The organism is Tannerella serpentiformis, assembly GCF_003033925.1.
GTDB lineage: Bacteria > Bacteroidota > Bacteroidia > Bacteroidales > Tannerellaceae > Tannerella > Tannerella serpentiformis.
Window position 1 is genome coordinate 1063908 of sequence record NZ_CP028365.1, and the last position, 26289, is coordinate 1090196.

The 26289-nt window shown below is 56.9% G+C and carries 17 protein-coding genes; 13 read left to right on the forward strand and 4 right to left on the reverse strand.

From position 1 onward, the window contains the following. Positions 1 to 114: 114 nt before the first annotated feature. Positions 115 to 372 carry a glutaredoxin family protein gene (locus C7123_RS04375; protein WP_037996709.1) on the forward strand — a complete coding sequence of 86 codons (258 nt, stop codon included), beginning with the start codon at positions 115 to 117 and terminating at the stop codon, positions 370 to 372. Between the two features lie 134 nt (positions 373 to 506). Here the strand turns inward: C7123_RS04375 and C7123_RS04380 are convergent, their stop codons facing one another. From C7123_RS04380 to C7123_RS04400, 4 genes are all read right to left on the reverse strand, one after another. Next, positions 507 to 2786 carry a DEAD/DEAH box helicase gene (locus tag C7123_RS04380; RefSeq protein ID WP_069175906.1) on the reverse strand — a complete coding sequence of 760 codons (2280 nt, stop codon included), beginning with the start codon at positions 2784 to 2786 and terminating at the stop codon, positions 507 to 509. 3 nt (positions 2787 to 2789) lie between these two features. Beyond that, positions 2790 to 4124 (reverse strand): ATP-binding protein, encoded by a 1335-nt coding sequence (locus C7123_RS04385; protein ID WP_037979415.1) that lies wholly within the window; start codon positions 4122 to 4124, stop codon positions 2790 to 2792. 166 nt (positions 4125 to 4290) lie between these two features. Next, on the reverse strand, positions 4291 to 5889 hold the full coding sequence (locus C7123_RS04390; RefSeq protein WP_037998873.1) for a TerB N-terminal domain-containing protein: 1599 nt from the start codon (positions 5887 to 5889) through the stop codon (positions 4291 to 4293). A gap of 935 nt (positions 5890 to 6824) precedes the next feature. Further along, positions 6825 to 7070, reverse strand: coding sequence for an RNA recognition motif domain-containing protein (locus C7123_RS04400; RefSeq protein ID WP_037979428.1), 246 nt, complete (start codon positions 7068 to 7070; stop codon positions 6825 to 6827). A 490-nt stretch (positions 7071 to 7560) separates the two neighbouring features. On the opposite strand from C7123_RS04400, the gene C7123_RS04405 reads away from it, so the two are divergent. The 12 genes from C7123_RS04405 (at position 7561) to C7123_RS04460 (ending at position 26118) form a co-directional block, all read left to right on the forward strand. After that, positions 7561 to 8958: a trigger factor gene (locus tag C7123_RS04405; protein ID WP_069175908.1), complete on the forward strand. Its 1398-nt coding sequence runs from the start codon at positions 7561 to 7563 to the stop codon at positions 8956 to 8958. Positions 8959 to 8964: 6 nt separating this feature from the next. After that, on the forward strand, positions 8965 to 9630 hold the full coding sequence (gene clpP / locus C7123_RS04410) for an ATP-dependent Clp endopeptidase proteolytic subunit ClpP (protein WP_037979408.1): 666 nt from the start codon (positions 8965 to 8967) through the stop codon (positions 9628 to 9630). 6 nt (positions 9631 to 9636) lie between these two features. Beyond that, a complete protein-coding gene (gene clpX / locus C7123_RS04415) occupies positions 9637 to 10866 on the forward strand; it encodes an ATP-dependent Clp protease ATP-binding subunit ClpX (RefSeq protein WP_037983979.1) in 1230 nt (409 codons plus the stop codon). 195 nt (positions 10867 to 11061) lie between these two features. Next, positions 11062 to 13233, forward strand: coding sequence for a DNA helicase RecQ (gene recQ / locus C7123_RS04420; protein WP_069176429.1), 2172 nt, complete (start codon positions 11062 to 11064; stop codon positions 13231 to 13233). 38 nt (positions 13234 to 13271) lie between these two features. Further along, complete coding sequence (locus C7123_RS13505) at positions 13272 to 14876, forward strand: peptidylprolyl isomerase (RefSeq protein WP_069175909.1); 1605 nt, start codon at positions 13272 to 13274, stop codon at positions 14874 to 14876. 719 nt (positions 14877 to 15595) lie between these two features. Further along, on the forward strand, positions 15596 to 16489 hold the full coding sequence (locus tag C7123_RS04430) for a hypothetical protein (protein ID WP_069175910.1): 894 nt from the start codon (positions 15596 to 15598) through the stop codon (positions 16487 to 16489). Then, positions 16486 to 17850: a peptidylprolyl isomerase gene (locus C7123_RS04435; protein ID WP_037983974.1), complete on the forward strand. Its 1365-nt coding sequence runs from the start codon at positions 16486 to 16488 to the stop codon at positions 17848 to 17850. The genes C7123_RS04430 and C7123_RS04435 overlap by 4 nt, the downstream gene beginning before the upstream one ends. Beyond that, positions 17850 to 19589 (forward strand): OstA-like protein, encoded by a 1740-nt coding sequence (locus C7123_RS04440; protein WP_083207040.1) that lies wholly within the window; start codon positions 17850 to 17852, stop codon positions 19587 to 19589. The genes C7123_RS04435 and C7123_RS04440 overlap by 1 nt, the downstream gene beginning before the upstream one ends. A 66-nt stretch (positions 19590 to 19655) precedes the next feature. After that, positions 19656 to 19964, forward strand: coding sequence for a hypothetical protein (locus C7123_RS04445; RefSeq protein WP_037981157.1), 309 nt, complete (start codon positions 19656 to 19658; stop codon positions 19962 to 19964). 92 nt (positions 19965 to 20056) lie between these two features. Beyond that, positions 20057 to 21877, forward strand: coding sequence for a DNA mismatch repair endonuclease MutL (mutL, locus tag C7123_RS04450; protein ID WP_069175911.1), 1821 nt, complete (start codon positions 20057 to 20059; stop codon positions 21875 to 21877). A gap of 98 nt (positions 21878 to 21975) precedes the next feature. Further along, positions 21976 to 23112: a radical SAM family heme chaperone HemW gene (gene hemW / locus C7123_RS04455; RefSeq protein WP_069175912.1), complete on the forward strand. Its 1137-nt coding sequence runs from the start codon at positions 21976 to 21978 to the stop codon at positions 23110 to 23112. 849 nt (positions 23113 to 23961) lie between these two features. Next, positions 23962 to 26118, forward strand: coding sequence for an elongation factor G (locus C7123_RS04460; protein WP_069175913.1), 2157 nt, complete (start codon positions 23962 to 23964; stop codon positions 26116 to 26118). Positions 26119 to 26289: the final 171 nt, after the last annotated feature.

The following is a 26289-nucleotide window of genomic DNA, read 5'->3' on the forward strand; positions in this document are numbered from 1 at the left end:
GATGAAAGAAAGGTCGGCCAAAAGAAAATCAAGGCCCCACCGGGGCCGGGGAAAATCAAGTCGGGCATGAGCGCCCGGCCATAGTTATTCAAACATCATTCAAATCATAGAGAAATGAAACGTATCACATTGTTTTATCTGGAGAATTGCCCGTTCTGCAAGAAGGCGCGGGCGGCGATCGATGAGCTGAAGAAGCAGGATCGGTATAAGGACATCGAGATCGAAATGATCGAGGAGTCGAAGCAGCCTGAGGTGGCCGACAAGTACGATTACTACTACGTGCCGACGTTCTACATCGACGGCCGCAAGGTGCACGAAGGCGGCATCTTCCCCGACGAGGTGAAGGCCGTCTTAGAGCAGGCGTTGGAGTGAGCGAGCACGCATAAGAGGCATCACGCTTCACATGCGACCCTAAGGCGCCAAAATGAAAGCGGGCGGACACATCGGTGTCCGCCCGCTTTGTATTTCGCCCCTATCCGTGGGGGGAGCAGGGAGATCATTGGCCATTAATCAGGTAGCACCATGATCCACTGTTTCATGGTGTCGACGTCGAGGACACCGTAGGCAAAGCCTTTGCGGGTGAGCGAGGCGGGGAGTGTCTCGTCGTACTTGTCGAAGATGGGTATCTCGTTGGGGTAAAGGAGATCCATCGGGTCGAGCGGACGGGCGATCTCTTCGCGCAGGATACGATAGAAGTCCGCCGAGGGGACTTGCATGGTGAAGCGCATGTAGTACGGCCGGAAGGAGTCGAAGTCTTTCGACAGGCCAAGGTGCGTGGCACAACGCAGGCGGAGGAAGCGCTCGAGAGCCAGGAAGGCGTAGCTGCCAAGCCAAGGGGTGAGGCTGTACATATCGCCACCGAGCGGGACGAGCGGACGGAGGCCAAGGCCAGCGCGGGCAGCCAAGCGACGGGTGTCGGCCAAACGAGCGACAGCGTTGGGCAGGAGGTAAGCGTAGCTATCCGTCTGGAGAAGCAGGAGGCGCATGCGCTCGAGCACCCGGTTGTCGATGTCGCCCGGTTCCTCGCCAAAGTAGGCGTGAACGACGCCGCCGACACGATGGCAATAGACGATGTGGTGCTTATAGTCCACCTCCTCCACCTCCCAGACGTGTCCGGCGATGGCAATCTTGCTCATCACGGGCGGCGGCTTGACGATGGTACCAAGCTCCTCGGAATCGCAGCGGACGGTGTATTCCTCATTCTCACGAAAGACGGCGTAGAACTTATAGTCGTTGACGACACGCTCGCCAGCCAAACCGATAAGGAGTCCACCGCGGTCGGTGCGCTGGATGTGGTCGATCTCGAGCAGGTGGAGGAGCAGGGTGCGGAAGTCGTCCTGCGAAACATTGCGAAAGGGCGGCAGCGTCAAGACACGCGCAGCCAGCTCGGGCGGCAACATCTCGCCACCAGACGCCAGCGTGGCCATCGTCTGATGATAGAGCAGACTGTAGGGCAATCGGCGTTTGTGCGGCGCCTCGACCCAGCGATCCTCCAGATAGAGCTGCACCACAGCAATGCCTTGGAGCAACTCCCAAGGTATCGTCTCCGGGAGCAGAGCGCGCGGCTCCGTGTGATTCTCCCGCATGACGAACCACATTTCGGCTGGTGCTCCCCTGCGACCCGTACGCCCCATGCGCTGGAGGAAGGAAGAAACGGTGGCGGGAGCATCGATCTGGAAAGCGCGTTCAAGCCGACCGATGTCAATGCCTAACTCCAGCGTAGACGTGGTGCAGACCGTCAGCGCCGCCTCCGATTGTCGCATGCGCTCTTCGGCCTGGCGACGGATGGAATAAGAGAGGTTGCCGTGGTGGATCAGGAAGCGATCGGGCTCGTGACGCGCCTCGCAATAGCGGCGCAGTGTGGCCGTGACCGTCTCACACTCCTCGCGGGAGTTGGAAAAGATGAGGCACTTGCGACCGCGCGTATGCTCAAAGATGTAGGCCAGTCCGGGGTCGGCCACCACGGGCGCTGTGTCCGTGGGCTGTTCGTCAACGGGGAGCAGGTCAGCCGTGCTGTCCGACACTTCTACCGCAGGCTTCGGCGCAGAATCGGCCGTCGACTGATCCGTATCGGTCGCCTGCGGACCGTTATTGAAGAAGTGCTGCATGGATAGGCGCCACTTGATCGGCGTGCTCTGTATGCGGGGAATGATGGTGCGCCGTTTCGTGCCTGCGGCAAGGAACTCCCCGACTGAATCGGGATCGCCCACCGTGGCCGACAGTCCGACGCGCCGCGGGTTGACCCCAGCCGCACGCGAGAGTCGCTCGATGAGACAGAGCGCCTGCCCACCACGATCGCCACGCAGGAAGGCGTGGATCTCATCGATGACGATGAAGCGCAGATCGCCAAAGAGGGAGGCCACGTGTGCGTGGCGGTTGAAAAGCATGGCCTCGAGCGATTCGGGCGTAATCTGAAGGATGCCCGATGGGCGGCGCATGAGTCGCTTCTTCTCTCGGTCGGAGACGTCGCCATGCCAATGCCAGACCGGGATGTTGCATTCGGCACAGACGTCGTTGAGGCGCAAGAATTGGTCGTTGATGAGGGCCTTGAGCGGCGCGATGTAAAGGCAACCGATGGAGGTCGGAGGCTGCTCTTGCATGAGCGTGATGATGGGGAAGAGGGCTGCCTCCGTCTTACCGGAGGCGGTGGAAGCGCAGAGCAACAGGTGGGCGTCGGTGCCAAAGAGCACGTCACCAGCAGCCGACTGTACGGCGCGGAGCGTGTCCCAGCCGCTGCGGTAGATGTAGTCGCGAATGGCTGGGGAATAGCGAGCGTAGACGTCCATACGTTACAGGGTAAACTCGGCAAATTCGGCGTCGATGTCCTTCTCCTCCAGCTCGGGTTTGGCATAGTTGAAAGTCTCGGACTGTAGAAGACTGTCCAGCGTCAAGTCGGCATGCGTAAAGAGCAAATCGAGCAACTCGATAAAGTCGCGGATCACTTCACGGGGCGTGATGTGCGTATCAGCGCCAATGCGGGCGTACTCGGTGCGAATGAAGGCCACGAGATCGTCGTCCGTGAGCCGCGGCTCATACTCGTACAATCCGGCGTGAATGAGGGCGATCTTCTCCGTGAGCACAGTCATCTCTTCCGCCGTCAGCGGCCGCAGCTTGATGACGGGCGCAAGGAGATCCGACACGCCCTGTTCACGCGTGAATTTGCCCTCTTGTAGACGCGACCGGAGCGCCTCGTAGCTGTATAGCCCGCGGCGAGGATCAGCGATGCTCTGCGGGGTGCCACTCATCAGTGTGCCGATGTATCGCGCTTTGCCTTGCAGGGCATCGTTGTACATAGCCAGCAGCTTCTCGTAGTTGTACTGGCGGGCTATGCTGTTGGGGATCTTGTAGAGGTTCACCAGCTCATCCACGAGGATGATCAGGCCGCTGTAACCCGCGCTGTGGAAGAAGAAGGCGAAGAGCTTGAGGTAGTCGTACCAGTTGTCGTCCGTGATGGCCACGTTCACACCCAGATCGGCGCGCGCCTCGGACTTATTGGCGTATTCTCCGCGGAACCAGTTCAACACCTTCCCCTTCAGCTCGTCGTCACCCTCGGCAAAGGCACGATAGTAAAGGCTGAGCAGACGGGCAAAGTCGAAGCCGTGCACCAAGTCGTGCATCGTGCGCACCACAGCGAAGATCTGTTGCTCTACACGCTCCGCAAACTCCGGGCTATCCGTGCTGCAGCCCGCCGTTTCAGCCGTCTGCATCTGCACCGTGCTGATCCATCGATCAAGCACATTGGCCAGCGCTCCACCCTCGGGCTGCGTCTTTATGCTGAGGTTCTTGATCAGTTCGCGATACGTTGCCAAGCCCTGTCCCTGATTGCCATAAAGGCGTCGCTCAGGCGAGAGGTCGGCGTCCATCACCACAAAATTTCGGTCCATCACATAGTTGCGCATCGTCTGCAGCAGGAAGGACTTCCCGCTGCCATAGTTCCCCGCGATGAAGCGGAACGCTGCGCCGCCCTCGCTGACAATATCTACATCGCGGAGCAGCGCCTCGATCTCTTGCCTTCGCCCCACCGTGATGTAGGGCAGTCCCACGCGAGGCACCACGCCTCCCTTGAGTGAGTTCACAACCGTCTGCGCTATGCGCCGCGGAATCTTCGTCGGTTTGTTATCCATATTCATGTAAGTAGTTAGAGTTAGAAGTGCTCGTGGTCATAGCAAGCAGCCCTTCGGGGCCGTCTTGCCTGTCCCCGTAAAATAGGTAGCTCGTGGTCATAGCAAGCAGTCCTTCGGGGCCGTCTTGCCTGTGCCCATAATATAATAGGTAAGAAGTGCGGGCTTCTCATATCCTGCGAACCAAGTCGTCCAGATAATCGTCGATCACCTCCGGCCCGTTTCCACGGTCGGCAATGACGACGTCCTGCACCGCCTCCATCATTTTCTCGTTAATCCCATCCACCATCACGCCCATAGGCACACGGATGTCGCGCAGATAACCCGCCCAGTCGCCCCCCTCAATCAGCAGATGCAGGAAGCGTCGCTCTTGATCGGTAAAGGCGGACACTGCCGCAGGCTCCGGTTCAGGCGACGGCTGAGGGATCGGTTCAGGCGACGGCGTATGCGTCACCGCCGTCTCCGCGCGATCATCGTCCGTCAATAGCGCCTCACGGACCACGTCGGCATCGCTGCGTATCCGGTCAAACCGCGAACGATCCACCTTCACCGCGTCGAGCTTAGCCTGCCGCTCAGCCTCCTGCTGTTCGGCCCAGTAACGCTCCACCTCCCTTTCGACCACCGCCTCCAGCGTCCGGTCGTTGATGCGCTTCGTGAGCTTGCCCTCCCCCTTCATCCTTGCTCGCAGCTGCCGATCCATCTCTTGCATCAGCCGCCCGAGCACCTCGCCTCGCCTCTCGCCATCCAGCGCGTTGCAAAACGTCTCCTTCGTCCATGATCCCTTGATGCAAGTGAAATAGCGGTTCTCCGTGAACGGATAATAGCGCTTGCGATAAGGGTAGCGACGATAGAAGACAGCCGAGTAGAACATCGGCCTGGGCAGATACTTCCGCAGGCCCACCAGCACACGGCGGATCGACTGCCCATAGCGCTCCTCGAGGATCGGCGCCGCCTTCCGGATAATGCGCCCCCCGATCGTTGTCACCAGCTCCTCGTGCCGCTTGTAGAGTCGTGAGTCCTTGATGTGATACGCCGAGAGCGGCGCCACGGCCTCAAACAGCTCCACGTCGTCCGAGTCATCCAGATTCTCCAGCACTTCCACCGCCACGTCCTCCGCTTGCTCCTCAGCGAAATACGTCTCCGCCATGTCGATCATCCCGTAAAACGTGACGTAATCCTTCAGCCATTCCTTCATATTCCGCAGCAGTTTCGCGTCCAACGGGCCATAATTGTCGCGGATCTGTTCGAGCTTCTTCAGCCCATCGTCCGGCAGCCATGTACCCACCTGCATCAGCAGCTCGTAGACGTAGACATAGACGTACGATATCGAAATATTCTGGGGGTATTCGCCGCGGCGCCACCCCGCCCGTAGCGTGAAATAGCTGCGCATCTGCGCCAAGTTCATATCTTGGTAAACAGGGTTGTAAGCGAAAAAGAGCTCGATCCTCGACACGTTGTCTTCGCAATCGGAAGCGTAGATGGCTTGGCTGTAGAAATCGCGGTTACGCGTCGGTGACCACTGTGTCCGTCGGCAGATTCGCCACAGCTCAAGGATCTTCTCCGGCGCCTTATTCACATCCTCCAGACTGGGCATCTCGAGTCCCGGAGTCCACGACACGCTCCCCAGCATTCGCCCCACCTCCTGCTGCACCTCCTCCAAAATCGCGGCCCGCTTTTTTGATTCCTCTTCGGTCAACGCGTTTTCCGGCACCGTTTCTTGCGGTAGCGGCTGATCCGTGTAATAATTTCCGTCTGAATACTCGTCCATTTCTTACCCTTTTCGGATGATCGGCGCAAAAATAAGCCGGAAATCTCCTCCGCGAGGTTTCGGTCAGCCTTTCGCCCCCGGCTTTCGACCTCTCCGTCATTTTTCAACTTCTTCCTGCCTCCACAAGCATAAGGAAGGATGGCTTTACGCTTCTTCGTGACATCAGGAAGATATCATCATCAAGTATCCACACACAAATCCACGCACGACGATATGAAAACATAATCATCAGCTCACCACGCCACCCACATCCTGTCTATCCTCATTGTCATCATATCAAAGTGCATGCACATGATAAAGAACAATACGCAAATTAAATCGTGCCATCATGTCATAGAGAACATCCTCACAAATAGAGATGATCCTGACCGCACAAATTCATATAGATAATTAGAAACAATACTACGTGCCATCATCATCCTATGAATAACACGCTATCAATCCATCACCACCACACAAATGAATGTCACATTATGTATAAATAGATCGTGCATGGACTTTTATATGAAAATATGATTTACGGCATTCTGTGCACACATGTAAATACAAACACAATCATATCACATCATCCCGTACGCCATATTACAATAGAAATAGGCAGAAAACACATCCTGCTCACACAAATTATAGGCGACATAGAGAGATAGACTCCATCATGCAGTCACGAAACATAGAAAAAAGCGGCGCCGTGTCCTCGATCATCCATAAAGGCGACGCGCTGTCCTCCGACACAGCTTTGCAGGTTGATTCTTCGCCCTCCACATCGCGGTTGGCCTCTGTGCACACGGTAGCAAGGCTCAGCCAGATTTCCGGCATAAAAAAACCTTCCGCCTCTCCCATCAAGGAAAAGCGAAAGGTACTATCCGATCTTGTGGTAAAGTGTCCAGCGTTCGTTTGAAACGTATGCTACGGAGGAACGCCCCCACCGGAGATTTTTAGGGGCGAGGCAGCGCCACTTTAGCTACCAACCGACGTCCTTCGAACGTCTGGTCATTGAGCTCGGCAATTGCCCGGTTCGCCTCTTCGTCGTTCGGCATTTCAGCGAAGGCATAGCCGCGTGAACGGCCCGTTTCCCGATCCTTAATGACCCGGACAGAATCCACTGCCCCGTACTCTTCCAATCGTTTCTGCAAATCTTCTTCCTGAACGCGATAATTCAGGTTACCCAAGTAAATATTCATAAGTTGTAAATTAAAAAGAATGTTGTAACCAGTGAAAGGCAAGAATTTCGCGAGTTCATAACAATACTCCAATCATCGGCTAATTGACAGCTGCAGAATAGGTTGTTAAGTACATTCGATATATACTTTCTTTCATGGCCGCAAAGAAAGGGATAAAAGATTGATATATGCAAGACTTTTTTACCGTGATTTTAGTCCAACAAAAGAGCGTCTCCGTCCTCCACTCGATGCGTTTTCGGAACGAATTTCAGGGAGAGACTCCCACCGTAAGAGACCCTATTATATAGGTACAGCAGAGGGGTATCTGAGCGCCCTAAGAATAGAGGGAAAATTGAGCGGTAAAAAACGCCCAAAACTGGCTTCAGCAGCTGTTTTAAGCACCTTTTTATGGCCCTCCGCACTCATTTGTTGGATTGAAATTATAGTCTAATTTTGCACCCTGCAAAATAAAAGGGCAGACCTAATAGATTAATTATTAAGATAGAACAGTATGAATATTTCGTTGACGAGCGATGACTCCATCCGCGGTATCATCACAGTGGCAATAGAAAAAAAGGACTACGAGAAGGACGTGGATAAGAACCTGCGTCTGTACCGCCGGAAGATGACATTGCCCGGCTTTCGAAAGGGCACGGCCCCCATGGGTATGATCCGTAAAGTGTACGGCAAGCGCGTGTTGGCCGATGAAATCAATCGGCTCACGTCGGAGCACCTCTTTAAGTATATTCGTGACAACCGACTCGGTATAATGGGCGAACCGCTCCCCAAGGCGGACCAAGAACCGATCAATTTCGACACGCAGGAAGAGTTTAAGATCCAATTCGACGTGGCTCTGGCTCCGAAGATGACGGATGTCAAGCTGACCAAAGAGGATCACCTGAAATGGTACGACATCCGTGTGGACGACGCGCTGTTGGATAAGCAAATCGATGCCTATCGCCAGGATCAAGGGACGACAGAAACACCGGAGACGGTGGAGCGTGAGGATTGGCTGAGAGGCAAACTCGTGGAAATGGAAAATGGCGAGCAGAAACCTGGCGGTGTCTGGGTGGAAAACTCCGTGCTCTTTCCGAATATCATTAAGGACGAAGCGCTGTTGGCTAAATTCATCGGCGCCAAGGTGGGCGACCAGATCGTTTTTAACCCCAAAAACGCCTATGGCAATACGCCACGTGCTGTCGCCTCACTGCTCAACATGGATCAAGCAACAGCAGAACAATTCACGAACGATTGTCGCTATGAAATCACCCACATCTCACGCCTCAAACCGGCCGAGATGAATCAGCAGCTGTTTGATCGGGTGCTGGGCCCCAACAAGGTGAAAGACGAAGCGGAATTCCGTGACGAAATAAGAAAGCTGATGAAAGCTCCGCTCAACCAACGGAGTGAAGTGGGCTTCGAGCGTGATCTGCGCGCCTTGTTGATTCGCAAAGTGGGAGACGTGCCGCTGGCTGACGACATCTTGAAGCGCTGGCTTTTGCTGACCAGCGACAAGGTAAATCCCGAAGATCTGGATCGAGACTACCCCATCCTCGTGGAGGATATGAAGTATCACGTAGCCAGAGAGTACTTCATGGCTGAAAATGGATTAAAGGCAGAAGACTCTGACATCGAGGAGGTAGCCAAACTATTGGCGCGCTCGCATTTCATGCAGTATGGTATACTCTCTGCATCGGATGATCTGGTGGGCCCATTTGTCAGAGACCTCCTCAAAGATGAAGCGGCCCGACGCAACTTGATCAACCGTGCCGCAGATCGGAAATTCGCTGAGTGGGCCAAGGGACAGATCACGGTCGAAACCGTTGAGGTATCGCCCGAAGAATATGAGAAGGCTTTAGCCAGCGAGACTGCTAATAACAACGATGCCGTAAAAGAAGAAGGAAAGTAATCGCAGATGGAAAACGAATTCAAGAAATACGCTACCAAGCATTTGGGCATGAGCTCTACAGCGCTGGAGAGCTATATGAACATCACCAGCAGCTACATCTCTCCGACGATCATTGAAGAGCGCCAATTAAATGTCGCCCAAATGGACGTCTTCTCGCGGTTGATGATGGATCGCATCATCTTCCTCGGCACACAGATAGACGACTATACCGCCAATGTTATTCAGGCGCAGCTCCTCTACTTGGATTCGAGCGATCCGGGTAAGGATATCTCCATCTATATCAACTCACCTGGAGGATCCGTCTATGCTGGGCTGGGGATTTACGACACGATGCAGTTCATCGGCAGTAAGGTGGCCACGATCTGTACCGGCATTGCGGCCTCTATGGCATCGGTGCTGCTGGTGGCTGGAGAGAAAGGCAAACGTTGCTGCCTGACCCACTCGCGCGTGTTGATCCATCAGCCGATGAGCGGTGTGCAAGGGCAGGCTTCAGACATGGAAATTGCTGTACGCGAGGTATTGAAGGTGAAGGATGAACTCTACCGCATCATCTCCGAACATTCAGGCAAGCCTTACGAGGTAATTGCCCGCGACAGCGACCGCGACTATTGGATGAACGCCCAGGAAGCGCTGGAATACGGCATGGTTGACGAAATCATGAAACGTAAGTAAGAGACGATGTCAAAAGGGGTAGAGAATACTTGTGCCTTTTGCGGCAAGAGTGGCAAAGACGTAGGCATGCTGATCACGGGGCTTTCCGCTGCGATCTGTGACGAATGTGCGACACAAGCGTATCACATCGTGCAACAGGGGCGTGCAGTGGGAAGCAGCTTCCTGCCTAAAGGCGAGGAAGTGCCTAAACCCAAAGAGCTGAAGGAGTTTTTGGATCAGTATGTCATCGGACAGGAAACAGCCAAGCGCTACCTGTCCGTGGCTGTCTACAACCACTATAAACGATTAATGCAGAAAACGACTGCTGATGACGTGGAGATTGAGAAATCCAACATCATCATGGTCGGTGCCACGGGCACGGGCAAGACCTTGCTGGCGCGTACCGTGGCACGCAAGCTGCACGTGCCCTTCTGCATAGTCGACGCCACCGTACTGACCGAAGCGGGCTATGTGGGAGAAGACATTGAAAGCATCCTGACACGCCTGCTGCAAGCGGCCGATTATAACGTTGAGGCCGCTCAGCGAGGCATTGTTTTCATCGATGAGATCGATAAGATCGCCCGTAAGAGCGACAACCCTTCCATCACGCGTGACGTGAGTGGCGAGGGTGTGCAGCAAGGACTTCTGAAATTGCTCGAAGGATCGATCGTGAACGTCCCGCCCCAAGGTGGACGCAAGCATCCTGAGCAACGCATGATCCCCGTGGACACACGCAACATCCTTTTCATCTGCGGTGGTGCTTTCGACGGCATCGAAAAGAAAATAGCCCAGCGACTCAACACACGCGTCGTGGGTTACGCTGCCAGTCGAGATACATCCGTCGTAGATCGGGAAAACCTCATGCAATACATCACGCCGACTGACCTCAAGGCCTTCGGTATGATTCCTGAGATCATCGGTCGATTACCCATCTTGACCTACCTTGATCCGCTGGACAGAAAGGCGCTGCGGCAGATCCTGACCGAACCCAAAAACTCCATCATCAAGCAATACATCAAGCTGTTCGACATGGACGGCATCAAACTCACCTTCAGCGAAGAGGTTTATGAATACGTCGTCGACAAGGCGATCGAGTTCAAGCTCGGAGCACGAGGATTGAGGTCGATTGTGGAAGCTATTATGATGGACGCCATGTACAGGCTGCCTTCTGAGAACAGGAAGAAGATGGCCGTCGGGCTGAGCTACGCCAAAGAGCAGTTCGAAAAGATGGATCTCAGCCGTTTGCAACGAGCATGAGGGCGTCACACGAGAGTGAAGAGAGTATGGCAATAGATATGTCTAAAAGGAAGAAGCATGGCCGAAGAATTACCGAAAGCTGAAAGCAGCAAAAAGCCGTCAGAAGAGAGAAAGCCGGGAGTGGCGCCGAGAAAAACTGCCACAGCTACACCACGCACCAAGTCGCCTGCCAAAGGCGCCACGTCCAAAGGGGACATGAACGTCACCGAGGCCCTAAAAAAACATTTCGGATTTGATTCCTTTAAGGGAGACCAGAAAGCCATCATTGAGACGCTGCTTTCCGGTAAAGATGTGTTTGTGCTTATGCCTACGGGCGGCGGCAAATCGCTCTGTTACCAGTTGCCCTCGCTGATGATGGAAGGTACGGCGATCGTCATCTCCCCCCTCATCGCACTGATGAAGAATCAGGTGGATGCTATGCGCAACTTCAGCGAGGCGGACGGCGTGGCACACTTCATTAACTCGTCACTCAACCGTACCGCCATCGAGCAGGTGAAGCAGGACATCCTATCCGGTCTTACCAAACTGCTTTACGTGGCACCCGAATCATTGACGAAAGAGGAGAACGTCGAGTTTCTGCGTCAGGTGAAGATCTCGTTTTACGCCGTCGACGAGGCGCACTGTATCTCGGAGTGGGGGCACGACTTCCGACCCGAATACCGTCGCATACGACCCATCATCAACGAGATCGGCAAGCATCCCCTCATCGCCTTGACGGCTACGGCCACACCGAAGGTGCAGCACGACATTCAGAAGAACCTCGGCATGCTGGATGCCACGGTCTTCAAGTCCTCCTTCAACCGCTCCAACCTCTACTACGAGGTGCGGCCGAAGGGTAAGGATGTAGATCGCGAGATCATCAAATACATCAAAGCCAACGAGGGCAAGTCGGGCATCGTCTATTGCCTCAGCCGAAAACGGGTGGAGGAGTTCACCGACATTCTCTGCGCCAACGGTATCAAGGCTCTGCCCTACCATGCAGGTATGGACTCGCAAGCGCGATCGAGGAATCAGGACGCCTTCCTGATGGAAGAGGCTGACGTCATTGTGGCCACTATCGCCTTCGGTATGGGTATCGACAAGCCCGACGTACGCTATGTGATCCATTACGATATTCCCAAAAGTCTCGAGGGGTATTACCAAGAGACGGGGCGTGCCGGACGTGACGGTGGCGAGGGCCGATGCCTGGCTTTCTACGCCTACAAAGACCTTCAGAAGCTGGAGAAGTTCCTGCAAGGCAAGCCCATCATCGAACAGGAGATCGGTAAACAATTGCTGCTGGAGACGGCTGCCTATGCCGAGTCCGCAGTCTGCCGACGTAAAGTGCTGCTGCACTACTTCGGCGAAGAGTTTACGGAGGAGAACTGCGGCAGCTGCGACAATTGCCTCACGCCGCGCACTACGGTCGAGGGCAAAGAGTTGCTCGTAACGGCGCTGGAAGCCATCGACCTCCTGCGTGAACGTTACAAGGCAGAACACATCGTCGACTTCCTGATGGGTAAAGAGACGGCCGACATCGTCTCCTATCAGCAAAACGAAATGGAGCAATTCGGTAACGGACAAGAGGAGGACGACAAGACTTGGAACGCAGTGCTTCGTCAGGCCCTCATCGCAGGCTATCTAACGAAAGAGATCGAGAACTACGGCACCCTCCGAATCACCCCTCAAGGACGGGAGTTCATGGAGCACCCCACCTCATTCCGCGTCGTGAAAGACAAGGAATTCGAGGAGGACGAAGGCGCAGACATGCCGATGCGTGGCAGCGGTGCGAGCGCCGTCGATCCAGCCCTTTTCTCGATCATGAAAGACCTCCGGAAGAAGCTCTCTAAACAGCTCGATGTGCCTCCCTTCGTCATCTTCCAAGATCCCTCGCTCGAGGCGATGGCCACCACCTATCCCGTCACACTGGAGGAGCTACAGAACATCCCTGGCGTAGGATCCGGCAAGGCCAAACGCTACGGTACGGAGTTCGTGGCCCTGATCAAGAAATACGTCGAGGAAAACGAGATCGAACGCCCCGAAGACATGCGTGTGCGCACCGTGGCCAACAAATCGAAGCTGAAGGTCTACATCGTGCAGAGCATCGACCGCAAGGTGGCCCTCGACGACATCGCCTCGTCTAAAGGACTGGAATTTTCCGAGCTGCTGGACGAGATCGAATCCATCGTCTACTCCGGCACCCGGATCAACATCGACTACTTCATCTTCGACGCCATCGACGAGGATCGCGTGGACGACATCTATCAATACTTCAAGGAGTCAACCACGGACAGCCTCCAGGAGGCCATCGAAGAGCTCGGTAGCGACTATACCGAGGACGAGATCCGGCTTGTCCGCATCAAGTTCCTCTCCGAAATGGCCAACTAACGGCCTCACAGATCAATCATCAACCAATCAACGATAGAATGAAAAGAAGGCTTTTATGGGTCGCCCTGTGTTGCGCCATGCCCCTCAGCGGAGCGTTCGCACAGAAAAAGGCAGCTGACGACCCGACGATCATGACCGTGGCAGGGAAAGACATCCCCGTCTCGGAGTTCCTCTTCATCGCCCAAAAAGACAGCGGCGTGGACCTGAACAACAAGAAGTCGCTCGACGACTTTGTGACGCTTTTCAAGCACTTCAAGCAAAAGGTGGCCGACGCTGAAGCCGCCCAGTACGACCAAACGGAAAACTTCCGCAACGAACTGCGCGACTATGAGTTGCAGCTGCGTGCCGGCTTCCTCTCCGACAAGCGGGGCGAGGCCGAAGCCATCCGCACCGTCTATAACCGGGGCAAGATGCTCCCCTCGTTCAGCGACATCGTCTTCCCCCTGCCTGAGAAAACGGTATCGAAAGACACCGTAGCCGTCTATCGCCGCGCCAAAGCCGCCTACGACCGCATCAGCCGAGGCGAGAACTACGATAAAGTAGCCCGTGAGCTGGCCCCCGGACGAGACGACGACTCCGTCTTCTTCGACCACGTGGAGTACATCTACCCCTTGCAGCTCATGAAGTCACTCGAGAATACCGTCTTCAATATGAAGGTCGGACAGATCGTGGGCCCCGTGCGTTCCCCGGCCGGATACCACATCCTGCGCCTGGATCAACTCACGCCCAATCCCGGACGCCGCCGCGTGGCCCATATCCTGATCGGATCTGACGAAGATCATCAGGACACCGTAGCCCTGCTCCGACGCGCCAATGAGGTCTATGACTTGCTGAAAAAGGGCGAGAGCTTCAGCTCACTCGTCAACACCTACTCCACCGACGGACGCACCCGCAACAGCGGTGGCATTCTGCCCTATTTCTCCCTCGGTGAGATGGTGCGCCCCTTCGAGGAGGCCGCCTTTGCCCTCAAAGACACGGGCGATTTCACCCGCCCCGTCCGCACCCGCTTCGGATACCACATCATCAAGCTGCTGGATAAGCGCCCCATGCCCCCTTACGAGGAGATGGAAAAGAGCTACTACACGACCATGCGTCAGGGCGACCGCAACTTCGAACTCTTCAAGACGTATGACGACATGATGAAGCAGAAGTACGGCTACGTCTTCTATCCCGAGGCCTACGAAGAGCTCCAGCGCCTTTGCGACAACTATTTCCCCACCGATTCGGACTTCCATAAGCAAGCCCGACAGATGCACAAGACGCTGCTCCGCATCCACGACACGGACATCCCCCAGAGCGAGTTCGCCGAATACCTCCGCCTCTATCCCTTCTCCACCAAAACCTATTCGGGCGACTTCATGAGCGAAGTCTATCAGCTTTTCGTCCGCGACATCACGAACAACCTCGAACGCCGCGAGCTGGACGCCAACCACCCCGAGTTGGAAAAACTGATGAAGGAATATCGTGACGGCATCCTGCTCTTCAACATCAGCAACGAGCGCGTCTGGAGCCATCCCGTCGAGGAGCAGGCTAAACTGGAGGCCGACTGGCTGAAGGAGCTCGACCGGAAGTATGCGGTCAAGATCAATCGCAAGGTGCTCAGCAACCTCAAGCAATACATCGCGCCAACGTCCAAGAAATGAAGCGTTGACGCCACTCATGTCTTTTGTCACAACCGCCTTTAAGGACAGGACCCCCGCAGCGTCGGGAGCCCTGTCCCGTTGTATTTGACGAGCGCCTCAAAAGGTGGGCACACTCCGCGAGGCGAAAGGCTGGTCTTGCTTTTCGAAAAGGAGCGCCGACACTTCAGAGTTCAGGGCTGCTTGAAAAAAAGAAGGGCTAAACCCTCAGGGTTCAGCGTCACTTGAAAAAAAGAAGCCTCAAACCCTCAGGGTTCAGGGCTGCTTGAAAAAAAGTAGGGCTAAACCCTCAGGGTTCAGCCTTACTAGAAAAAAAGTAGTCCCAAACCCTCAGGGGTCAGCGTCACTTGAAAAAAAGTAGGGCTAAACCCTCAGGGTTCAGTGCTACTTGAAAAAAAGAAGCCCTAAACCCTCAGGGGTCAGTGCTACTTGAAAAAAAGAAGGGCTAAACCCTCAGGGGTCAGCGTCACCCAGAAAAAAAGTAGTCCCAAACCCTCAGGGGTCAGCGTCACTTGAAAAAAAGTAGGACCAAACCCTCAGGGGTCAGTGCTCCTTGAAAAAAAGTAGAGCTAAACCCTCAGGGGTCAGCCTCACTTAGAAAAAAGTAGGGCTGGAACGCTCAGGGGTTAGCGCCGCTCAGAAAAAATTTGAACCCCAGCGCCTCTGTATATGTTTCAAGGTCATCGATTCGTTTCATTCATCAAACAAGATCCTCCATGCTTATGACAAAGAAGAACCTGCCCCGACTGTTGCTGGGCCTCGCACTCTGCTGCGCGCTCACGGCCTGCAAAGGATCCGCCGTCAAAGAAGAAGCCGACACGCTGGTGCAGATCGACAAATACACCCTGACCCGCAGCGAGGTGACGAAGCTCATCCCTGAGGGTAGCTCGCCTGCTGACAGCCTGCTCATCGCCGAGAATTACATCAAGAAGTGGATCACGGACGTGCTGATCTACAAGGTGGCCGAGCGCAACATGGGCAACGGGGGCGAGGAGATCGAGCGCCTTGTGGAGGAGTATCGCCAAGCCCTACTGCGGCAACGTTACCTCGACATCATGGTGCACGACAAGCTCTCGGCCCAGATCAGCGAGAAGGACAAACAGGCCTATTACCGCGAGGACAGTCAGCGCTTTGTGCTCAAGACGAACCTTATCCGCGGACTCTTCGTCAAGGTGCCCGCCGATGCTCCGGGGCTCGACAACGTGCGCAAATGGTACCGCTCAGAAAAGACCGACGCCGTCGAAAACATTGAGAAGTACAGCCTCAGTAACGCCGCCGTCTATGAGTATTTCTACGACCGCTGGATGGATCTGGACGAGGTGCTCCAAAAGATGCCCATTCAAGTCACGGACAAAGCCCAATTCCTCCGCACCAACCGCGCCATCGAAACCACCGACAGCACCTATTGCTACTTCCTCAACATCTCGCGCTATGTAACCGCTGGCAGCATCGCCCCCTACGACTATGCCCGGCCCGAGATCGAGGAGACGATGATCAACCAGCGCAAGGTGGACTTCCTGCGCAACTTCGAGGAGGAACTCTATCGCGACGCCGTCCGTAAGGGCGACGTGACGTTTTTTTACGACACCAAACAGGATAACAATAAGAAGAAATGAAGAGAATAGCATGCTTGAGTCTGCTCGCCGTCTGCCTTGCGGGCACGGCTTACGGACAGGATAACGTGGTGGATGAGATCGTCTGGGTGGTGGGCGACGAGGCCATCCTCCGCTCCGACGTGGAGACGCAACGCCTCTATATGCAGAACGAGGGCCAACGCTTCGACGGCGATCCCTACTGCATCATCCCCGAACAGATCGCCATCCAGAAGCTCTACCTCAACCAAGCCAAGATCGATAGTATCGACGTGAGCGAAAGCCAGGTCTTGCGCTCCGTGGATCAGTGGATCAACATGGCCATCAATCAGGTGGGCGGACGCGAAAAGCTCGAAGAGTATTTCAATAAGAAGCTCTCGCAGATCAAGGAAGAGCGCAAGACGATGGTGCGCGAACAGCAGATCGTGCAGGAAATGCAGAAGAAGCTCGTGGGCAAGATCAAGCTCACGCCCTCGGACGTGCGCCACTATTTCCAGAACGTGCCACAGGACAGCCTGCCCATGATCCCCGCCACCGTAGAGGTGCAGATCGTGACTCTGGAGCCGAAGATCCCCTTCGAGGAGACGGACGCCATCAAGGCCCGTCTGCGTGAGTTCACCGAGCAGGTGAACAACGGCAAGATGGAGTTCTCGACCCTCGCCCGACTCTACTCCCAAGATCCAGCCTCGGCCTCGCGCGGCGGTGAGATGGGTTTTGTGGGCAAGTCGAGCCTCGTGCCCGAGTTTGCCAACGTGGCCTTCAACCTAACCGACCCCAAGCGCGTTTCGAACATTGTGGAGACGGAGTATGGTTACCACATCATCCAGCTGATCGAGAAGCGTGGCGACCGAATCAATTGCCGCCACATCCTGCTCCGCCCCAAGGTCTCTGACAGAGAACTCGAGGAGGCTACCGCGCGCTTGGATTCGATCTACACCGACATCGAGGCCGGCAAGCTCACCTTCGAGGACGCCGCGACCTACCTCTCCGCCGACAAGGACACGCGCAACAACAAGGGCCTCATGGTGAACCAGAACTATGAGAGCTCGCATGTGGGCACGCCCAAGTTCGAGATGCAGGAGCTGCCGCAGGACATCAGCAAGGTGGTCTACGGCATGAAGCCGGGCGACATCTCGAAGCCTTTCCGCATGCTCACCGACAAGCAGCGCGAGGTGGTAGCCATCGTCAAACTGAAAGCGCGCACCGACAGCCACCGCGCCAATCTGGCCGACGACTATCAGGTGATGAAGACGATGGTGGAGAACCACAAGCGCGAAGAGTTGCTCAACGACTGGATCACCAAGCAGCAGAAGACCACCTACGTCCGCATCGCAGACGGATGGCGGAACTGCGACTTTAAGTTCCCGGGCTGGATCAAGAAATGATGAAGCCTGCCGTGTACTCGGCCTTCTTGGCCGGCGCCCCTGGCGCCTTGATCTTCTTTGGCCTCCTTTTCTCCCGTCAAGGGCAGAAAAGGGGGTGGGGGATTGGGTGCAACGCCCCCGAGGTCTGCTCGGTCGGACGCCTGCCATTCCTTCTCCTCCTGTTCCTCCTGCCCCTCACCCTCACAGATTCCCTGTCGGCGCAGACACCCCTCGCCTCGCCTCCCGGTAAAACGAAAGTCTTCTTGGAACATGCCGACGTGCAATCTTTCGACAAAGAGGTCAGCGCCGACCGGCAAGTGCTCTCAGGCGACGTCTGCTTTCGCCACGACAACTCCTACATGTACTGCGACAGCGCCTACTTCTACGAGGCCAACAGCTCGCTCGAGGCCTTCGGTGAAGTGCGCATGGAGCAGGGAGACACGCTCTTCGTCTACGGCGATTACCTCTACTACGACGGAAACATACGCGTGGCGAAGATGCGTGACAACGTCCGTATGGAAAGTGTCCGCGCCGATGGTTCCATTGTCACCCTCTTCACCGACAGCCTCAACTACGACCGCGTCGCCAACATCGGCTATTACTTCGATGGCGGCACGATAGTAGACGATGCCAACGAGCTTTCCTCCTACTACGGCCAGTATTCGCCCGCCACGCGGATCGCCATCTTCAACGACAGCGTGCGAGTCTTCAACGACAAGTTCACGCTCTACTCCGACACGCTGCAATACAGCACCCAGACGAAGGTGGCCACCATCCTCGGCCCTTCAGTCATCATCTCCGACAGCGGCAACATCTACACCTCCCGCGGCTGGTACAACACGGTGCAGAACACCTCCCTACTGCTCGACCGCTCGCAGGTCACGTCCGGCAACCGCATCCTCGTCGGCGACACCATCGCCTATGATCGTGACAGGGGCTTCGGGGAGGCCTTCGGACGCGTTGTCCTACGCGACACGACGGAAAGGGTGATGCTGGAAGGTAACTACGGCTCGTACGACGAGCGTTCCGGCCACGCTCTGGCCACCGACAGCGCACGCTGCATGGAGTACTCGCAGGGCGACACGCTCTATATGCACGCCGATACGTTCGAGATGATCTCCATAGACTCCACTGCTCGGCAGGTGAAGGCCTACCGCGGCGTGCGATTCTTCCGCGCGGACTTCCAGGGCATCTGCGACTCGATGCAATTCAACACCGTCGACTCCACGCTCTACTTCTACCTCGACCCAGTGCTCTGGAACAACCGGAACCAGCTTTACGGCGACACCATAGTCGTCCATATGGCCGACACGACCATAGACTTTGTGCACGTCATCCGCCTCGCCTTCTCCATTGAGCAGGTCGACACGAGTCACTTCAACCAACTCAAAGGCAACGACCTCAAGGCCTACTTCGAAGGCCGCGAAGTACGACGCATTGACATAGACGGCAACGCGGAATCGATCTTCTTCCCCCTCGAGGACGACGGTAGCATGGTGGGAATGAACGAAACGAAGAGCAGTTACCTCACCATCTGGATCAAGGATCGGAAAATCGAGAAGCTCCGCCTCTGGCCCTCGCCGCAGGGTACCCTCACCCCGCTGCCCGACCTCTCCCCGGACCGGATGACTCTCCGCGACTTCCACTGGTACGAAGACCTCCGCCCCCGAGATAAGGACGACATCTTCCGCAACGCCCGCCGCTCAATCGAAGCCGACGCCCCCTCGAAACGCAGCAACAAGTTCCGCAGCATAGAGTGATCCGACGCCCGCAATGGCGCCCTCCTTCACCAGATATTTCAACAACCTATCACAGCAAGACCGATCATGGGAATGTTTTCTTTCTACAACATGCGCAAACCACGCCAGTTCGAGCACAAGCCTATCTACTGGGATCCCCGCAAGGAAAAGCTCGAGCAGCGCATCCACAAAGTCAAGATGGAAATGGGCGTGGAGGAGACGGACTACGAACAATACAAAGACGCCATCCGAGGCAGCTTCGTCGAGGGTACGCACCACCTGAAGAAGAGTAAGGATAAGGGCGACGATGCTCGCGACCGCCTCTACCGCAACATGCGCCTCATCCTCCTCCTGGCCCTCCTGGCCGCCATCTACTGGTTCCTTTACCTCCGGTGACCCCGGACGCACACACCGCTAACTTCCTCGGCCCAAGGCCCCATAACGACCGGGTGCACACTGCGCGCCCCCACTATCCCCAACCACACAGAATGAGCGACATCATCCACTTACTCCCCGACCACATCGCCAACCAAATCGCCGCCGGAGAGGTCATCCAGCGACCCGCCTCCGTCGTCAAGGAACTGATGGAGAACGCCGTCGATGCCGGCGCCGACCAAATCACTGTCATCATCAAGGATGCCGGACGGACGCTCGTGCAGGTGATCGACAACGGCAAGGGCATGTCAGAGACCGACGCTCGCATGGCTTTCGAACGGCACGCCACGTCGAAGATCGCTGCCGCTGAAGATCTCTTCTCCCTCCGCACGATGGGCTTCCGCGGCGAGGCGTTGCCCTCCATCGCGGCCGTGGCACAGGTGGAACTCCGTACCCGCGTCCGAGGGGCCGAGCTGGGAACGCGCCTCGAAATAGACGGCTCCGAACTGGTCGACCTCGCACCCGATGCCTGTGCCGAAGGGGCCATCTTTTCCGTCAAGAACCTCTTCTTCAACATCCCCGCGCGCAGAAAGTTCCTCAAGTCAAACGAAACCGAGTTCCGCAACATCCTCACCGAGTTCGAGCATGTCGTCCTCGCTCACCCCGAGATCACCTTCCGCCTCGTGCATGGCGACACCGAAGTGATGAATCTGCCGGCCGCCCCCCTGCGACGGCGCATTGTGGACGTGTTTGGCAAAAGTTTCAACCGCCGACTCCTGCCTGTCGAAACGGATACGTCGCTCGTAAAAATTGAAGGTTTCGTCGGCCGAATCGATGCCGTGCGCCGCCGCGGCTATCGCAACTATTTCTTCGTCAACGGTCGTTACATGCGCCACCCCTACTTCCACAAGGCCGTCATCCGCGCCTACGAGAACCTCACGCCCCCCGGCGAACTGCCCGATTACTTCATCTACCTCACCTTAGATCCCGCCACGATAGACGTCAACATCCACCCGACCAAGACAGAAATTAAGTTCGAAAACGAACAGCCCATCTGGCAAATCCTCTCCTCAGCCGTCCGCGAGACGCTCGGAAAGTTCAACGCCGCACCCAGCATCGATTTCGACACCGAGGGAGCCATCGACATCCCAGTCTATAACCCCGCGGCCGATCGCACAGCCGTCCGGCAGCCATCCGTCGAGGTCAATACGCGTTACAACCCCTTCCGTGCCGCGCCGCCCCTCGCTGCCGACCGCAACTGGGAGAAGCTCTACCAAGACTTCGAACGCGACGGCCGACCCGCCCTCCCGGAGGTCGACCCGCCCACGGCCCCGTCCACGACGGCGCCCCTCTTCCCCGAACCTACGCCTGCGGCCTCCAACTGCTTCCAGTTCCGCAACCGATACATCCTCACCGCCCTCAAATCCGGACTGGTCATGATCGACCAGCACCGCGCGCACGTCCGCATCCTCTACGACCGCTACCTCCGCAACGTCCGCCAGCACACGGCCGCCTCCCAGCAGCTCCTCTTTCCCGAACTCGTGGAGCTCACCGCCTCCGAGGCCGCGCTCCTGCCCAGCCTCCTCGACGACCTGCACCGCCTCGGCTTCGAGCTAAGCCCCATGGGCGGCAACAGCTTTTCCGTGACCGCCCTCCCCACCGGCCTCCCCGACACGGATCCCAAGCGCCTGCTCAAAGAGCTGCTCGACAGCGCCGCCGACGCCCTCCCCGCCGCCTCCGACGCCTTGACCGAAAGGCTGGCCCTCGCCCTGGCCCGATCCGCCGCCATCCGCCCCGGCCGACCGCTCTCGGCCGAAGAGATGGAGGAGATGGTCGCCACGCTCTTCTCCACCGACTCCAACCAGCTCACACCGGACGGCAAACCGGTGCTTATCCTCCTCACCGACGACGAATTGGCCACGCGATTTAAGTAGCCCCCACCGACGAAGCTCCCCGCCGGATCGCCCACTGCGCCTCACGCCGCGGCCAGTCCAAACGTTTCGTCCCTCACGCCTCACCCCTCCTCCACCCCATGGCCGGCCTCTACGTCCACGTCCCCTTCTGCACCCAGCGCTGCAGTTATTGCGACTTCTACACCCAAACCGACAGCCGTCTCCGCACCGATTACCTCCGCGCCCTCCGACGCGAGCTGGCCGAACGCGCCGCAGAGCTGGACCATGAGCCGCTCGACACCATCTACTTCGGCGGCGGCACCCCCTCGCAGCTCCCCATCGATGCGCTCCGCGCCATCTTCCGCACCATTCGCGCCCACTACGACGTCTCATCCTGCCGCGAGATCACCCTGGAGGCCAACCCCGACGACCTCTCCGCCGACTACCTCCGCCAGCTCCACTCCCAGCTCCCCATCCGCCGCATCAGCCTCGGCGTGCAGAGCTTCGACGACGCCGACCTCCTCCGCCTCCGCCGCCGCCACGACTCCCAGGGCGCCATCCGGGCCGTCGGCCGCTGCCTCGAGGCGGGCTTCACCGACATCAGCATCGACCTCATCTACGGCCTCCCGGACCAGACCCCGGAAGCTTGGGCGCGCAACCTCGACGTGGCCTTCCGCCTCGGCGTCTCCCATCTTTCGGCCTACCATCTGACCTACGAGGCAGGCACACCCCTCCACCGGCAGCTCCTCAGCGGACGCATCCACGCCATCAGCGAGGACGTCAGCGTCCGCCTCTACCGCCTCCTCATCGAGCGCGCCGCCCGCGCCGGTTGGGAGCACTACGAGGTGTCGAACTTCAGTCTCCCCGGCCGCTTTGCCCGACACAACTCGGCCTACTGGACCGGTGCGCGCTACATCGGCGTAGGCCCCTCGGCACACTCTTACGACGGCCGCGCCCGCAGCTGGAACGTAGCCTCGCTCCCCGCCTACGTCACCGGCAACCTCTCCGGCCGCCCCGACCGAGAGCGCGAAGTGACGGACGACGATATGCGTTACAACGAGTACCTCATGACCCGCCTTCGCACCATGTGGGGCATCAGCCTGCCACACCTCCGCGACACGTTCGGCCCCCGCCGCCTCGCCCACTTCCTCCGCCACGCCACGCCCTACATCGCCTCCGGTCGCCTCGTCCGCCTGCACGACCCAGCCGACACCATTCGCCTCACCGAGGAAGCCTTTTTCGTCTCCGACGGCATCATCTCCTCCCTCTTCGCCTGACCCAAATCCTCAGGGCGTAATCTTTGCTTTGTCCTCCAATCCCCTATTGTCTCAGACAATAAGCGATTCCTGTATGTAAAAGTCCCTATTGTTTGAAGCAATAAAAAACGCCTATACATGGAAAGTCCCATTGCCTGAAGTAGTAAGCGATTTCTGCATAGAGAATCCTTTATTGTCTAAAGCAATAAGCCCCTCCCCGAACAGAAAAATCCCATTGTCTCAGACAATACTAAATACCTGATCGAGGCATTCATTGTTGTCTCGATCAATAACAAATACACGCAATCTCATTTGTTATCTTCTCAATAAATAATAAATGGATTGATTCTTATTCACGATCGCCTTGGATAATCGTGAATCCATAGACAAGGTGTTTAGTATTGTCTGAGACAACGGTTCATTTATGGCATAGGAACGCGCCACCGCCTAGGACATGGAGCGCTTCATGGTGCATGAATTGGCTATCGACTGAGACATGAGAGGCTTCCATATTGATGACTCTGCCATTGTGTGAGACATAGAGAGGATCCACGCGTATAAGTCCATTGCGAAAAACGACAAGTATCGCTTCAGTGTATCGCCTTTTTACCCTGTCTGAGGGGATTAAACATGCGGGGCATTACCCCACGTTGTCGTCTGAAATAGATACACTTTCCACCGCCACACCCTCCACCTTCCGTTATATGCCCAGACGAGCGTGGCCGACCCTTTTCACACCGAATTGCACACCCCAAAACACCTCCCTATCCCCATTCACAACAAACCTGCTTTCTTTGCCGTCGCCACCGATAAAAAGGCGGCATGGAAGTGACAATTCTCGATTATCCATCACTCAAAAACACTTTTACGATGAAAGTTTATCAGACAAACGAAATCAAGAACATCTCCATCCTGGGGAGTTCAGGATCGGGTAAGACCACCCTGGCAGAGGCCATGCTCTTCGAGGGTGGAGTGATCAAGCGCCGTGGCACGGTGGAAGCCGGCAACACGGTCAGCGACTATTTCCCGGTAGAGAAGGACTACGGTTACTCCGTCTTCTCCACTGTATTCAGCGTCGAATGGAACGGGCTGAAGTTGAATTTCATCGACTGCCCCGGATCGGACGACTTCATCGGAGGCGCCGTCTCGGCCCTCAACGTCACCGACACGGCCCTGATGGTCATCAACGCCCAGTACGGCGTCGAGGTGGGCACCATCAACCAGTTCCGCTACACCGAGCAGTTTCACAAGCCCGTCATCTTCGTCGTCAACCAGCTGGACAACGACAAGGCCGACTTCGACAACACCGTCCATCAGCTCCGCGAAAACTACGGCGCCAAAGCCGTGCAGATCCAGTATCCGGTGCAGACCGGGGCCGCGTTTAACGCCGTGGTGGACGTGCTGAAGATGAAAATGTATCGCTGGAAGCCGGAGGGCGGCAAACCAGACGTGCTCGACATCCCCGCCGAGGAGATGGACAAGGCCACCGAGCTCCACAAGGCGCTCGTCGAAGCCGCCGCCGAGCATGACGACACGCTGATGGAGAAGTTCTTCGAAGAGGGCACCCTCTCCGAGGACGACATGCGCGCAGGCATCCGCGCAGGCCTCGTCAGCCGCGGTATGTTCCCCATTTTCTGCGTTTGCGCAGGGAAGGACATGTGCGTTCGCCGCACACTGGAGTTCCTCGGCAACGTCGTCCCCTGTACCGACAAAATGCCGCGCCCCGTCACCACGGAAGGTATCGAAGTCACGGCCGATCCCGCGGGCCCGACCAGCCTCTTCTTCTTCAAGACCACCATCGAACCGCACATCGGGCAGGTGTCTTACTTCAAGGTCGTTTCGGGCAAAGTCAAGGTGGGCGATGATCTCACCAACGCCGACCGTGGCTCAAAGGAGCGCATCGCACAACTCTTCGCCGTCGACGGCCAGATCCGCAGCGAAGTCAGCGAGATGGAAGCGGGCGACATCGGCGCCACGGTCAAGCTCAAAGACGTCCGCCGCGGCAACACCCTCAATGGCAAAGGCTGCGAGTATCGCTTCGACTTCATCAAGTACCCGGAGCCCAAATTCCGCCGCGCCATCAAGCCGGTCAACGAGGCCGACGCCGAGAAGCTGAGCGAGATCCTCTCCCGCATGCACGAGGAGGACCCGACGTGGATCGTCGAACAGTCCAAAGAACTGAAGCAGACCATCGTCTCAGGTCAAGGCGAGTTCCACCTCCGCACCCTCAAGTGGCGCATCGAGAACAACGACAAGCTGGCCATCGAGTTCCTCGAGCCTAAAATCCCCTACCGCGAGACGATCACCAAGTCCGCCCGGGCTGACTATCGCCACAAGAAACAGTCTGGCGGCGCCGGACAGTTTGGCGAGGTGCACCTCATCATCGAGCCCTACTACGAGGGCATGCCAGCCCCCGGCACCTACCGCTTCGGCGGCCAAGAGTATCGCATGAACGTCCGCGACACGCAGGTTTACGACCTCGAGTGGGGCGGCAAACTCGTCTTCGTCAACTGCATCGTAGGCGGCGCCATCGATGCTCGCTTCCTCCCGGCCATCCTTAAAGGGATCATGGGCCGCATGGAGCAGGGTCCGCTGACCGGCTCCTACGCCCGCGATGTCCGCGTCTGCGTCTATGACGGTAAGATGCACCCCGTGGACAGCAACGAAATCTCCTTCATGCTGGCCGGACGCAACGCCTTCAGCACCGCCTTCCGCGATGCTGCGCCGAAGATCCTCGAGCCGATCTACGACATCGAAGTGCTCGTCCCCGGCGACTACTTGGGCGACGTGATGAGCGACCTTCAGGGCCGTCGTGCCCTGATCATGGGCATGAATAGCGAGCGCGGCTGTGAGAAATTGATGGCCAAGGTGCCGCTCAAAGAGATGTCCAGCTACTCCACGTCGCTGAGCTCCATCACCGGAGGCCGCGCCTCGTTCACAATGAAGTTCTCCGGCTACGAGCTCGTCCCCACCGACGTGCAGGAGAAGCTGCTCAAAGAGTACGCCGCTACGCAGACCGAGGAGTAGCCCTCCCCCATCCGCGTCGTCCGATCGCACAGATCAACGTGAAGAAGGCACCCCGCAACGGGTGCCTTTTTTCGTTCCCCTCTCCTCCAACGGTAGCCACTTTGGAATAAGATTTGCCGAAAGCTCCAGCGCCCTATGCAGCGAACCCGCTGCCGTTTCCCTCTCATTATT